The sequence below is a fragment of the Streptomyces sp. NPDC005302 genome, assembly GCF_040607345.1.
Taxonomy (GTDB): Bacteria; Actinomycetota; Actinomycetes; order Streptomycetales; family Streptomycetaceae; genus Streptomyces.
Map to the genome: position 1 here is coordinate 19,185 of NZ_JBEXGN010000014.1, position 13,177 is coordinate 32,361.

8 protein-coding genes are annotated in these 13,177 nt (G+C 72.7%); 1 reads left to right on the forward strand and 7 read right to left on the reverse strand.

What is annotated here, in order from left to right:
• Window positions 1-25: 25 nt before the first annotated feature.
• The 3 genes from ABZT74_RS21295 to ABZT74_RS21305 all read right to left on the reverse strand — a co-directional run bounded on the left by ABZT74_RS21295 (window position 26) and on the right by ABZT74_RS21305 (window position 6,062).
• Entirely contained in the window at window positions 26-3,067 is a 3,042-nt protein-coding gene (locus ABZT74_RS21295) for a glycoside hydrolase family 3 C-terminal domain-containing protein (protein ID WP_356437136.1), read from the reverse strand.
• A gap of 47 nt (window positions 3,068-3,114) precedes the next feature.
• Window positions 3,115-4,866, reverse strand: coding sequence for a discoidin domain-containing protein (locus ABZT74_RS21300; RefSeq protein ID WP_356437139.1), 1,752 nt, complete (start codon window positions 4,864-4,866; stop codon window positions 3,115-3,117).
• Window positions 4,867-4,967: 101 nt separating this feature from the next.
• Entirely contained in the window at window positions 4,968-6,062 is a 1,095-nt protein-coding gene (locus tag ABZT74_RS21305; RefSeq protein ID WP_356437142.1) for a DUF1996 domain-containing protein, read from the reverse strand.
• A 420-nt stretch (window positions 6,063-6,482) separates the two neighbouring features.
• Here ABZT74_RS21305 and ABZT74_RS21310 point away from each other — a divergent pair, with 420 nt between their 5' ends.
• Complete coding sequence (locus ABZT74_RS21310) at window positions 6,483-8,282, forward strand: coagulation factor 5/8 type domain-containing protein (RefSeq protein ID WP_356177332.1); 1,800 nt, start codon at window positions 6,483-6,485, stop codon at window positions 8,280-8,282.
• Window positions 8,283-8,375: 93 nt separating this feature from the next.
• Here ABZT74_RS21310 and ABZT74_RS21315 read toward each other — a convergent pair whose 3' ends face one another.
• The 4 genes from ABZT74_RS21315 to ABZT74_RS21330 all read right to left on the reverse strand — a co-directional run bounded on the left by ABZT74_RS21315 (window position 8,376) and on the right by ABZT74_RS21330 (window position 13,050).
• Window positions 8,376-8,999 carry a hypothetical protein gene (locus tag ABZT74_RS21315; RefSeq protein ID WP_355877656.1) on the reverse strand — a complete coding sequence of 208 codons (624 nt, stop codon included), beginning with the start codon at window positions 8,997-8,999 and terminating at the stop codon, window positions 8,376-8,378.
• 138 nt (window positions 9,000-9,137) lie between these two features.
• Window positions 9,138-10,988 carry a GMC family oxidoreductase gene (locus ABZT74_RS21320; protein ID WP_356437146.1) on the reverse strand — a complete coding sequence of 617 codons (1,851 nt, stop codon included), beginning with the start codon at window positions 10,986-10,988 and terminating at the stop codon, window positions 9,138-9,140.
• The gene (locus tag ABZT74_RS21325) at window positions 10,985-12,367 is read right to left on the reverse strand and encodes a hypothetical protein (protein ID WP_356437150.1); all 1,383 of its coding nucleotides are present in this window, start codon (window positions 12,365-12,367) and stop codon (window positions 10,985-10,987) included. Before ABZT74_RS21325 ends, ABZT74_RS21320 begins: the two co-directional genes overlap by 4 nt.
• Window positions 12,364-13,050, reverse strand: coding sequence for an FCD domain-containing protein (locus ABZT74_RS21330; RefSeq protein ID WP_356437152.1), 687 nt, complete (start codon window positions 13,048-13,050; stop codon window positions 12,364-12,366). The genes ABZT74_RS21325 and ABZT74_RS21330 overlap by 4 nt, the downstream gene beginning before the upstream one ends.
• Window positions 13,051-13,177 lie beyond the last annotated feature (127 nt).

Here is a 13,177-nt window from a genome sequence, read left to right on the forward strand (position 1 = left end):
AGCGCTCTCCGCGACCGCCGGGGGCTCAGCCCGAGGCCCGGACCAGGGTGACGGCCGTCAGCGGGAGCGATCCGGCGGAGCGGCCCGCGAGCACCCGGTAGGGCCCCGGCCGTGTGCGCCACGCGTGACTCTCCTCCTCCCAGTGACGTAGCGCGCGGCCCGGTATCCGCACCACCGCCGTCGTCCGCTCGCCCGGTGCGGCGTGTACGGCCGTGTAGCCCGCGAGCCAGCGTTCCGGGCGTTCCAGGGGGCCGGGGGGTCCGGCGAGATAGACCTGGACGACCTCACGTCCGGGACGTCCGCCCGTGTTGCGCAGACCGATCCGCACGGTGAAGGACTCACCGGCCACCAGGTCGTCGGGGACGTCGAGCGCTTCGTACGCCCAGGTGGTGTAGCCGAGTCCGTGTCCGAACCAGTAGGCGGGCGTGCGGTGGTGGCGGGCCCAGGCGCGGTAGCCGATGTGCAGGCCCTCGTCGTAGCCGAGGCGGCCGTCGACAGGTCCGGTGCGGGTGACCGGGGCGTCGGCGAGCGTGGCCGCCCAGGTCGTGGGCAGCCGGCCGCCGGGTTCGGCGCGCCCGAACAGCACGTCGGCAAGGCCGGCGCCGCCTTCCTGCCCGGGGAACCAGGTCAGCAGGACGGCACCCGCCTGCGCGCGCCAGGGGAGTTCCACGGGTCCACCGCTGTTGACGACGACGACCGCGTTCGGATTGGCGGCGGTCACCGCCCTGACCAGGTCGTCCTGCCGGCCGCCGAGCCCGAGGTCCGTCCGGTCGTAGCCCTCGGACTCGCCGTGCTCGGTGGTGCCGACGACCACGATCGCGGCGTCCGCGTGCCGGGCGGCCACCGCGGCCTCGGCCAGGGCCGCCCGGTCGTCGGGACGTGGCGGAGCCGCGGTCACCACGGTGGCCCGGCCGGTGCCGGGGGCGAGTTCGCGACGCGCCGTCACCCGAACCGCGCGTCCGGCCGTGAGGGGGACGCGGACGCAGTGCACGGGCGGGTTCACGTGGACGACGGCCGGATCGTCCGTTTCCCGCGCGAACTCCCCTTCCAGGACGACGTGTTCGTCGACGGTCACACTCATCCGGCCGAATCCGCCGACGCCGATCGTCCACGGCCCCGACGTTCCCGGGAGCAGTAGCGCGGTGATCTCGACGGTGAGCGCGCCGGGGAGCTCAGGTGGTTCCAACTGGCGGCCGCTGAGCCGGTGTTCGGAGTACAGCTCGCTCCCCGAAGCGTCCAGCAGGCGCAGCCGGACTCCGGGGGTGTCCGTCGTGGGATCGGCGCACAGGTCCGGCGCCAGGGGCGGCGGGGGCGCGTCGGTCGAGGGGCCCGGTACGTGGACGACCCGGGTGCCGTCTCCCAGCGCGGCCCTGATCCCGTCGAGCGGGGTGACGACGTGCCGCGGGAAGACGCCGGCGCTGCCGCCGCCCTGTGTGCGGGGCAGGGCGGCGTGCGCCCCGATCACGGCGACCGTCCGCAGCCGGCCGGGGTCGAGCGGGAGGACGTAGCGGTTGTGCAGCAGGACGGCGCTCGCGGCGACGGCCTGGCGCAGCAGGGCCCGGGCGTTCCGGTCGTCGTCCCCGGCCCCGGCCCCGTCCTCCGCCTCCACCTCGGTACCGGCACCGCTTCCGGCAGCGGCGGCACGGCGGGCCGGGGTCGCGGCGTCCGCCGTTGCGTCGGCTTGGGTGTACGGAACGGGCCTTCCACGGAGGTGATCCGGGGCTGCGCCCCCGAGATCGGACACGGCGCCGACACGCGATCCGGCGCCGGGCGCGCCTCCGGGCTCGGCTGCGGGTGCGACTCCGGCTTCGACCTCGGCCTCGGCCTCGGGTACAACCGCGGGTTCGACCCCCGCTCCGGCTTTGGCTTCGGGTGAGACTTCGGCCTGCGCTTCGCCTTCGGACGCGACTCCGCCTTCGACCCCGGCCCCGGCCCCGGCCCCGGCCCCGGCGTCACCCTCGGGTACAACCCCGGCTTCCGCTTCGCCTTCGGATGCGACTCCGGCCTCGGCTCCGCCGTGCGCGCGGGAACCGTTCAGCGTACGAGCGTGGTCGAACGCTTCGGCCGCGCCCCGGGGCAGGCCGGCCGCTCCGGCTCCGACAGGCCCACGGCGGACGGCATCACCCGGAGCCTCCGCGTGAGCCCCTGTACCGGCCGCGTCGTCAGCACCGGAGCGGGCCGCCGCGTCGGCCGGCGGATCCCCGAGTGCCCCGCACGCCGCAGCCAGCGTGAGCAGTCGGCGGACCTTGTCGTCGACGGCCGCCGGCGGGACGCGTCCGTCCTCCACGGCCCGCACCAACGCGGCGCCCCAGGGGCTGTCGGGTCCCGGCATGGCGAGGTCGAGGCCGGCGCGGGCCGCCGGGTCGCCGTCGCGCAGCGCGCCCCAGTCCGAGACCACCAATCCGTCGAACCCCCATTCCCGCTTCAGGGGGTCGGTGAGCAGCGGACTGGCGTTCATCGTGCTGCCGTTGACGCCGTTGTACCCGGCCATGACGACCCGGACGCCGGCCTCGACGGCCGCCTCGAACGGCGCCAGGTAGACCTCACGCAGCACCCGCTCCGACACCCGGACGTCGACGGTCAGCCGGTCGGTCTCGGAGTCGTTGGCGACGTAGTGCTTGGCCGTGGCGGCCACGCCGTGCGCCTGGATGCCCCGGACGAGCGCGGCGCCGGTGCGGCCGGTGAGTTCGGGGTCCTCGGAGAAGCACTCGAAGTGCCGTCCGCCCAGCGGGGTGCGGTGCAGATTGAGGGTGGGCGCGAGGACGACGTCGACCTCCTTGCGGCGCGCCTCGGCGGCCAGCAGGCCGCCGAGGCGTTCCACGAGTCGTTCGTCCCAGAGTGCCCCGAGCGCCGATGCCGAGGGCAGCAGCAGGGAGGGGTCGCGCTCGTCCCAGGACTGCCCCCGCACCCCGGCGGGGCCGTCCGACAGGACCATCTCCCGTAGTCCCAGGGCCGGTTCGGCCCGGGTGCGCCAGGTGGTCGCGCCGGTCAGCAGCCGGACCTTCTCGCGGAGGGTCAGTTTGCCGAGGAGCCGTTCGCGTTCCGCCTCGTCGTCCGTCGTCTCCATGGGTACGGCCTCATTCCTGGGAGAGCGCTCTCCCGTCGGTGTCCGACTCAGTTGTAGACGCCGAACTCATACAGCGAATAGCCCCATCCGGTCCCTCGCGCGGTTCCGTTGACCCGGACGTAGCGTCCGGTTCCGGAGACGTCGAGGTCGTCGACGCCGCCGTTGCCGTCGGTGACACTGCGGACGGTCGTCCAGTTCTGTCCGTCGTCCGAGGTCTGCACGGTGTAGGCCTTGGCGTAGGAGGTCTCCCAGACCAGCTGTACATGCCGGAACGAGGTGCGGCTGCCGAGGTCGACACGGAGCCACTGGGGGTCGCTCCAGTCGCTGGCCCAGCGGGTGGAGAGGTTGCCGTCGACGGCGCCCGCGGCGGTACAGGGGCAGTCACCGCCGCCCGCCTGCGCCGAGGATGCCGTGGCCGGCTTGCCGCGGGCGATGTTCGTGCCGCTCGGGACGGGCGGCACGACGCGGAAGGAGCGGGTCTCGACGCCGACGTTGCCCTTGCCGTCCTTGGCCTTGACGTAGATCTTCCAGACGCCGGGCTTGTCCGGCGCGGTCACCCTGAGCCGGCCGCCACCGAGGTTGGTGGAGGGCAGCGTGACAAGCTGCTTGCTCTGGTCGATGTAGTTGCTGTTGTCCTGCACCTCGTACGTGATCGGGTCACCGTCGGGGTCGGTGGCCTTCACCGCGAGGGTGAGATCGCCCCCCGCGGGCACCTTGGCGGCGTCGCCCTCGACGGTCAGGTCGGAGATGACCGGCGGGGTGTTGTCGTGGGAGGTGTCCGCGCCGTACGCCTTCTTCACGGCGTAGTACGACAGCCGCTTCTCGCCCGCGGGCAGCAGGTTGAACCAGATGCCGCCGAAGTCGTACTCGGTGCCGTAGTGGAACATCGTGGCGCCGAGCGCGACGCCCTTGTGCCCGGTGACGCAGTTCCACGCGCGGGTGTATCCGTCGGCCTTGGCCCGGTCGGTGGGCTCGGCGGGGACGCCGTTCGCGTCGTCCGGGACCTCCCACTCGCCCGCGGGGCCGGTCTCGGTGACGATGTACGGCTTGGTGTAACCGCCCTGCTGCCAGGCCGCCTTGACGTCGCAGATCGCGTTGTAGGCGTTCACGGCGTAGAGGTCGAGGTCGGGGGCGTTCTTCTTGTAGTACGGCCAGGCACCCGTCCACGCGTCGGTCGAGGTGACGGGGTGGTTGGGGTCGACGGCGTGGATCTTCTTGGTGATGTCGTTGACGAGGGTGGTGTACGCGTCGCGCTGGCGCTCCAGTTCGTCACCGCTGTAGCAGTTCTGCAGGCCGAGCACGGACTCGTTGCCGACGTTCCACATGAGGACGCCGGGGTTGTCCTTGTAGGTGGCCGCCCACTGCGGGAACTCGGTGAGGACCTGGTTCTTGTAGGCGGTGTCCGTCAGGTAGTTGACGCATCCGCCGCTGCCGGGGCCGCCGCCGGGCTGCAGCCAGAACCCGGCGATCACCTTGATGCCCTGGGCGGCCGCCGCGTCGAAGAGCGGCTTGCTGGAGGCGTCGGTGCCCCAGGTGCGGACGGTGTTGACGCCCATGGACTTCAGGTCGGGCATGTAACGCGGGGCGTCGCTGACGGACGGCCCCCAGGTGAGGCCCTTGATCTGGTACGGGCTGCCGTCGACGGTCAGTTGCCAGTTGCCCTGCGAGCCGGTGACCTTGACGACGCTGCCGGCGGCGTGCGCGGGCTGGGAGGGCAGCGCGACGAGAGCTCCAGCGGCGAGCAGGCCCGCGGTGAGGGGCGCCGCGACGCGGCGCCGGGTGGTACGGGATGCGGTCATGAGTGTCCGTCCGGTGTGCGGGTGAGGGGGGAAGAACGAGGGGTCGGGCTGTGGGGGTCCCGCCGGCCGGGGCCATGTACCGGCCGGCGGGAGCGCCGGCGTCAGGGAAGCCGGTAGTTCGCGTCGAGCGCCGCGCCCGCCTCGGGGTGCGTCTGGTCGTAGCCGCGGGCGTCGCACTGCAGGCCGCCGACGACACAGTGGTCGACGAGCGCCTTGAGTGTCTGCGCGTCCCACGCGTTGAAGAAGTCGTAGTGGAAGGAGTAGCCGGCACCGCTCGCCAGCTTCACCTGGGACATGTCGCCGTTGACCGGGAAGGCCATCTTGAACTCGATCATCGGCAGGGCGACGGGGTGGTCCTCCGGGCAGATGTTGTTGTTCGTGCCGGGGTTGACCACCGGATACGCCATGTGGCTCTGGTGGTTGGGGGTGTCCAGGTACTTGCCGTCCCAGCAACTGGGAGCCTGGAAACGGATGTTGAGCTGGACGTCGGCCCTGTTCGGGCACTGCTGCGGGAAGTCGACGTTGAAGAAGCTGTCGCCGCACTCCCAGCCCTCGACGAAACCGCGGTGGTTGCGGAAGTCGGCCGCCGACTGCATGGGGCTGCCGACGACGAAGCGCAGCCCCTTCGGGAAGGGCCGCACGCTGGTGTAGTCGGTGACCCCGGCCTTGTAGTAGATGACCTGGGGGCCCACCGGAAGCACGGGTGTGCCGCCGTTGAGCAGGGTCGGCATCCAGTAGGCCGACTTGTCGCCGGGGGCCTTGCAGGTGGTCCCGCCGGAGTCGAGCGAGGCGGTGGTGCTGGCCGCGTTCGTGGTGGTGTTGCCCATGAAGGTGTGGTCGTGCGACTTGCCCGGCTGGCCGGGGTAGACGATCGGGTCGTCCGGCCGGGTGTGGGACACCGAACAGTTCGCCTGGAACTCGTGGAAGTACCGGTGCGTCGGCTCCGCCTTGGAGGGGACGACCCCGGTCACCGGTGGGTTCGCCGGGATGTATCCGTCGCCGTCCGGGTCCTCGGGCGAGGCGAGCGTCGAGACGGGCATCGCGTGCCCGGTGTGGACGGTGGCCGACCCGGCCACCGAGGCTGCCGCGCCGGGCGCCGGGTCGGCGCTCATCGCCACGCCGGCCAGGCCGAGCGTGGTGAGAACCAGTGCGCTGGACATCAGGATTCCTGAGACGATCTTCGATCTCCGTGCCATGGAGACCTCCTGCCACGTCGATGGGGACGGTGGGGGCCGGGCGACCCGAGGACGGAATGCTGTCCGGGGCCGCCCGCGTGACGGTCCATCACATGTGCCGAGGAACTGGGAGAGCGCTCTCCCGTCGAGGAGTGTTGTGGCGGTTGCGCAAGGGTGTCAAGGGAGCTGACGGAGAATCACTGCGTGCGATGCGCGCACCTCTTGAACACACGAGAAGGCCGGGGAACCCCACCCAACTGCCGCCATACGGCTATCAAGTACACCAAAACCAGGCTGAGTTGATGGTTCACTCGGCAACAACATGCGGGACTCCGGTCACAACTCTTGACGCGTCGTTCACCTGGATGAAGCATGCATCGGCAAGAGAGCGCTCCCCCAACCTCCCACCGTTCACTTCCTGAACCAGGAGAGTCGCCCCCCATGTCTCACACCCCCACGGACACCCCGGATTCCGGCCGCTCCCCCGTCGCGCGCCGCACCGTTCTCGGAGCGATGGCCGCCGCCGCGGCGGCGCCAGGACTCCTCGCTCTGTCCTCCCCCGCGTCCGCCGCGCCGGCCCCGCAGCCGGCCGCCCTTCCCGGCGGCGGCGACCTGGGCCCCAACGTCATCGTCTTCGACCCGTCGACGGCGGGCATCCAGGCCAAGCTCGACCAGATCTTCAAGCAGCAGGAGACCGCCCAGTTCGGCACGGGCCGGTACGCGCTCCTGTTCAAGCCGGGTACGTACAACGGGCTCAACGCCCAGCTCGGCTTCTACACCTCGATCGCGGGCCTCGGCCTGTCCCCGGACGACACGTCGATCAACGGTGACGTGACCGTCGACGCGGGCTGGTTCAACGGCAACGCCACCCAGAACTTCTGGCGTTCGGCGGAGAACCTCGCGCTCACCCCGGTCAACGGCACCAACCGCTGGGCGGTCGCGCAGGCGGCGCCGTTCCGCCGGATGCACGTGAGGGGCGGCCTCAACCTCGCCCCGAACGGCTACGGATGGGCCAGCGGCGGCTACATCGCCGACAGCCGGATCGACGGTTCGGTGGGCCCGTACTCGCAGCAGCAGTGGTACACCCGCGACAGTTCGGTGGGCGGCTGGTCCAACGCCGTCTGGAACATGGTGTTCTCGGGTGTCCAGGGCGCACCCGCGCAGTCCTTCCCGAACCCGCCCTACACCACGCTCGACACCACCCCGGTCTCCCGGGAGAAGCCGTTCCTGTACCTCAACGGCAGCGAGTACCGGGTGTTCCTGCCGGAGAAGCGCACCAACGCGCGCGGCGTCACCTGGGGCAACGGCACTCCGCGCGGCTCGTCGCTGCCGCTCAGCCAGTTCTACGTGGCCAAGCCCGGTGTCACCGCCGCCACCCTGAACGCGGCGCTCACCCAGGGGCTTCACCTGCTCCTGACGCCGGGCATCTACCACCTGGACCAGCCGATCCAGGTCAACCGCGCGGGCACCGTGGTCCTCGGTCTCGGCTACGCCACGCTGATCCCGGACAACGGCGTCACCGCGCTGCGGACGGCCGACGTCGACGGGGTCCGGCTCGCCGGTTTCCTGATCGACGCCGGGCCCGTCAACTCCAACACACTCCTGGAGGTCGGTCCGACGGGCGCCTCGGCGGACCACTCGGCCAACCCGACCACCGTGCAGGACGTGTTCGTGCGCATCGGCGGGGCCGGCGCGGGCAAGGCGACGACCAGCATGGTCATCAACAGCCGTCACACGATCATCGACCACACCTGGGTGTGGCGGGCCGACCACGGCACGGGCGTCGGCTGGGACACCAACCGGGCCGACTACGGCATCCGCGTCAACGGCGCCGACGTCCTCGCCACCGGGCTGTTCGTCGAACACTTCAACAAGTACGACGTGCAGTGGTACGGCGAGCGCGGCCGCACCATCTTCTTCCAGAACGAGAAGGCCTACGACGCGCCGAACCAGGCCGCGATCCAGAACGGCAGCATCAAGGGATACGCGGCCTACAAGGTCGCCGACTCCGTGACCACGCACGAGGGCTGGGGCCTGGGCAGCTACTGCTACTACAACGTCGACCAGACGATCGTGCAGCACCACGGCTTCGCGGCACCGAACAAGCCCGGCGTGAAGTTCCACGACCTGCTGGTCGTCTCGCTGGGCGGAGCCGGACAGTACGAGCGGGTCATCAACGACACGGGGGCGCCCACGTCGGGCACCTCCACCGTGCCGTCCACGGTGGTCTCGTACCCCTGACGGATCCTGCCCGCGGCACACGGCCGGGACCCGACCTCGTCAGGAGGCCGGGTCCCGTCGGTGTGCGGGCGGCCGTCACCCGGCCGTGGCCGGTCAGTAGCGCTGGGCCTTGGCCAGCACAGGGGTGAGCTGGGGCTCAGCGGGCTGCCTGCTGACCACGACCGGCTGCGCGCGCTTGCCCGGTTCGAGGTTCTCCTTGCCGACGTAGCGGGTCTCCACGACCTTCCCGTCGGGGTTCTTGAAGTCGACCTGCACGGCGTACGACGCCTTCTGGCCGGTCTTGTTGGTGATGGTGACGACCACGGCGCGCAGGCCGCCGGTCTCCCCTGTGGGCAGGCCGGTCATGCTGACGTCGGAGGTCGCGTTGCCGGCGCCCTTGACGTCCTTCAGCTGCTTCTGGGCGGTGGTGGCGGCGCGCTCGGTGTCGGCGTCGACCGATGCCGCGAACTCCGAGGCCCGCGCCGACACGGAGGCGGCCGCCGACGAGGCCCGGCCGCTCGCGGACTCGATGATCGAGGAGGCGGCCGAGGCGATCGAGGACGGCGGTGTCCCCGTGAAGTCGGAGGCGTTCGGCGGGGTGGGCGTGGCGGACGCCGCGCCGCTGTCGCTGTCACTGTCCGAACTGCAGGAGACCAGGAGGGACCCGCACGCGATCGCGGCCAGCAGGGCAGCGATACGCCGTGATCCGCTTCGGCCGGGGGTTGCGCGTCTGCTCATGGGGGCTCGCCTCTTCCTGCCGTACGGGGCACGGGGGCTCGTCGGCTCGTCCACTTCCGTTCGTACGGCCTCCCTCATGCTCCGTGCCGTGCGCGGCGACGGCGAACCGCAGGGGCCCATTGGGGTGGCGCGCGGATCTCAGCCGCTCCGTCCCGTGCGGTCGAGCCACGCCCGCGACACCGCCAGGGCCGCCGCCATGATGCTCAGCTGCGGGTTGACCTCCGGGCAGCCCGGCAGCAGCGAGCCGTCCGCGACGAGCACACCGTGGACACCGCGCAGCCTCCCCTCGGGGTCGGCGGGCGCGCGGCCGGGATCGGCGCCCGCGGCGACGGTACCCGTGGGGTGGAACGCCGACAGGTGCAGGTCACGGGGCCCCACGCCCGCGAGGAGGTCGTCGAGCGCGTCGAGGGAGCGGGCCCGGGGCGCGCTGGCGACACCCGTGAGGACCTCCTCGGCACCGGCGGCGAACAGCAGGCGGCCCATGGCGCGTACGGCTGTCATCAGGCGGTCGCCGTCGCGCCGGTCGAGGGCGTAGCCGACGAGGGCGCGGTCACGGCCCACGACCCGGCCGGAGGGGCGGTCGGCGATCATGGCGCCGAGGGTGGCCAGGTGGTCGGCGTCCTCCAGCTCGCGCCGCAGTTCACGGCCGAGGCCGGGCAGGACGAAGCTGCTCATGCCCGGTGGGCTCGCGGTCGCCTCGACGAGGACGCCGCGCTCGTGGAGTTCCTCGACCCCGACGCTCTGGAGCACACCCCGCGAGGCCGTGACGGGTTCGGCGAAGCGTCCGGCGACGCTGGTGGCCGGGTGCACGCTGAGGTTGCGGCCGAGGCGAGGATGCCCGCCGAGACCGGAGCGGCGCAGCAGCGGCGGCGTGTGGAGTGTCCCGGCCGCGACCACGACGAGGGGCGCGAGGATCTCCAGTTCGCCGCCGTCGGCCCGGCGGGCCAGCACGCCTGCCGCGCGGGGCGCGCCCGGCACGTCCCGGTCCAGCAGGACGCGGTGGACGCGTGCTCCGGTGACGATCCGGGCGCCCGCCGCGCAGGCGTCGGGCAGCACGGAGAGCTGGACGCTCTGCTTCGCGCCGGTCGGGCAGCCCACCACGCACTGGCAGGAGCCTTTGCAGCCGGGTGCGTTGCGGCGCAGGGGGGCGGCCCGCCAGCCGAGCCGTTCGGCGCCCGCGAGGGCGAGCAGGCCGTTGTTGCCGAGGACGTCGAGGGGTTGCGGCCCCACGCGGAGGGTGCGCTCCACCTCGTCGAGGAGGGGTCCGAACCCGTCGGCGAGCGCGAAGCCGAAGCTGCCGCTCCAGCGGGCCAGGACGTGGTCCGGAGTCCGGTAGCAGGTACCGGAGTTGACGACGGTGGTGCCGCCGACCGCGCGGCCGACCGGCAGGAGCAGCGGCGGGTTGCCGAGGGCCACGGTGGCGCCGCCGTCCCGGTACAGCTCGGCGAACCGGTCGAGGGGTGCCCGCCTCCCGAAGGAGGCGGTGGAGTGGTGATCGCCCTCCTCCAGGACCACCACGCCGAGTCCGGCGCGCGCGAAGGTCCGCGCCGCCATGGCGCCGCCGGCGCCGGAGCCGACGACGATCACGTCGGCGGTGCTCCGGGCGGGCCAGTCGGCGGCGGGGGTGCAGTCGAGCGGCGGATCCGGCGGCGCTGCCACGGCGGCGGTCGCGGGCCCGGCCGCCATCCGTTCGGTACCGGCGGCGAGCAGTACGGGGATCTTGAGGACGTCGAGGAGCGGGGCGAGCCGGGGCCGCGCGGCCAGGGAGCCGAGGACGTCCTCGCGTTCGCCGGGCGCGAGGGCCGTCAGGCGTCTGCCGGTGCGCAGGAAGGTGTACGTCTCCAGGGCGGCGACGGCGGTACGGACCCCGGCGCGGGCGGGTCCTGGCAGGGCGGTGAGGACGGCGTCGAGACGGTGCGGCACGCGGGCGGGCCAGTCGGCGTCGCCCGTGTCGGCGAGGAGTGCGGCGACGAGTCCCTCGGCGGTCATCGGTCGCCCGCCTCGGCGTGCGCGGTGCCGTCGAGTTCCCAGGTCGCCTCCGGCCGCCAGCGGCCCCACCAGCGTTCCAGCACGATGCGGGCGTCGGCCGACTCGCTGTTGCGGCACACGGCGGAGGCTCCGTCCGGGTCGCGGTAGGTGAGGGTGAGGGTCCGCTCGGGGGGCTGTCTCACCTGGACGCGGACGCGGCGCAGTGCCGTTCGGCCGGTGACCGTCCATTCGGGCAGGCCGAACGCGGCGCGGAACCGTCCGAGGCCGAGCCAGCCGACGGCGGAGCGTTCGGGTCGCCGGGGCCAGGTCCGGCCGTGGCGGCGCAGTCGCAGGAAGACGAGCGGGGGCAGTCGGCGCAGGGCGGGCCGGGTGGAGACGGCCGCGACGATCTCCAGGACGTCGCCGTCGCCGAGTTCGGCGTGCAGCCAGGTCCAGCGGTGGGCGTTGCCGTGCCCGTAGATCCGGGCGGAGGCTCCGGGTGCGCCGCTCAGGGTGAGGGTCGTGCCGCCGTACGTGAACGTGCCGTCGTAGGTGGCGCGGGCGGCCGGGAGCATCTGGGCCGCGGGGAGCAGAGGGCGGTTCCAGGACCAGCGGGGGAAGGTGAACAGCGGTTCCGCCCGCGGTCGTTCGTCGAGCTTCCAGTGGAAGTCGCCCGCGGTGCCGCTCAGTCGTCCCGCCGTGCTGCTCACGCCGTCGGCGGCGAATCCGTCCGTCGGCCGGGTCCAGGGAACGGGCCCGAAGCGGGCGTGCGTCACCTCGCCGTCGCGGGGGAAGGCCGCGACCCAGCCGTGCGCGACGGGGGCGGATCCGTCCGTGGGCGCGGTGAGTTCGTGGTGCACCCACACTCCGGTGCCGGTCACGGGGTCGCTGATGGTGGTGTACCAGACCTCGGTCCGGCCGGGGGCGCCGTTCCAGCGGGGGGCCGTGTGCCGCTCGGGGTTCTCGCGGCGAGGGAAGCGGAAACTGAGCAGGAAGGGGGCGAGTCCGGTGGCGGCGGGGAAGCGCAGGACTCCTTCGCCGACCCGCTTCCCGGCGTCGTACAGCGTGAAGGGCAGCACGGTCATCGAGGTGAACGGGCGGCGCGGGGTCACGGACTTCCAGCCGTCCAGGGTGAGGCGGCGTCCGTCGGCGGTGAAGGCGAGTCGGTAGCGGATGCGGCGGCGGGCGATCGGTGAGATCTCCAACTCGCCGGTCGCGCCCGGGTCGTCGGTGTGGCCGGCGATCCGGACCCGGCCGGTGAGGCGGGCGTTCGTCGTCCGGTGCGGGAGGAGAACCCGGTCGGCGTCGGCGCGCAGGTCGAGGCGGACGCGCCGCTCGCCGGGTTCGCCGTCGAGGCGGACCGTACCGAGCATGGTCTCGGTGAACACCGTGCCCCTCACGCGAGGCCGTCCAGCATGATGCGCTCGGTCTCCCGCAGATAGGCGCCGGCCGCCGCGTGGGCCCGCGAGGCGTCCCCGCCGCTCACCGCGTCGACCACCGGCACCAGGCGTTCGTACGCCTCCCGCGGATCGGTGAACGGGCCTTTCAGCAGGGAGCGGACGGGCAGGTAGGCGTTGAAGAGGGTGTTGGTCAGCAGGACGTAGACGCGATTACCGGTGGCCCGGGCCAGCGCACGGTGCACCTCGATGTCGGCGAGCTGCACGGCGTCGGCGCCGTCGGCCTCCCGGACGGCGTCGAGCAGCGCGGCCAGTTCGGCGCGCTGGGCGCGGGTTCCCCGGACGGCGGCCCGCTCGGCTATCAACGCGCCGATGCCGCGCCGGACCTCGAAGACCTCACGCACCCATCCGGCGTCGTGCCGGACCAGCATCGGCAGCAGATCCGCCCCACCGAGCCGGGCGTAGTCCCGCACCCGGGTCCCGACCCCGTGCCGGGTCTCCAGCAGTCCCGCCTGCACGAGCCGCCCGAAGGCGTGCTTGAGCGTGGTGCGGGTGACGCCGTACCCGTCGGCGAGCCGTCGCTCCGGGGGCAGGTAACTCCCCGCCGGGTGCCGTCCGTCGAGGATGTCCGTGCGCAGTCGGTCCTCCAGGACGTCGACGATCGTCTCGCGGGGCAGAGCCTCCACGATTCCCCCTTCGGGCAGTGGCTGAGTGGATGAGCCACTGAACCAGTGGACCCCGCTCAAGGTCAACCCCGCTCGACCACCTGGCCATTGTCGGGTCATGGCGTGAACTCGCCCTCCAGAGCCACAG

Coding starts and splice junctions, on each gene's coding strand:
- ABZT74_RS21315 (WP_355877656.1), bottom strand. CDS start 8,999: ATGAGCAGACGCGCAACCCCCGGCCGAAGCGGATCACGGCGTATCGCT.
- ABZT74_RS21310 (WP_356177332.1), top strand. CDS start 6,483: ATGTCTCACACCCCCACGGACACCCCGGATTCCGGCCGCTCCCCCGTC.
- ABZT74_RS21300 (WP_356437139.1), bottom strand. CDS start 4,866: ATGACCGCATCCCGTACCACCCGGCGCCGCGTCGCGGCGCCCCTCACC.
- ABZT74_RS21320 (WP_356437146.1), bottom strand. CDS start 10,988: ATGACCGCCGAGGGACTCGTCGCCGCACTCCTCGCCGACACGGGCGAC.
- ABZT74_RS21295 (WP_356437136.1), bottom strand. CDS start 3,067: ATGGAGACGACGGACGACGAGGCGGAACGCGAACGGCTCCTCGGCAAA.
- ABZT74_RS21305 (WP_356437142.1), bottom strand. CDS start 6,062: ATGGCACGGAGATCGAAGATCGTCTCAGGAATCCTGATGTCCAGCGCA.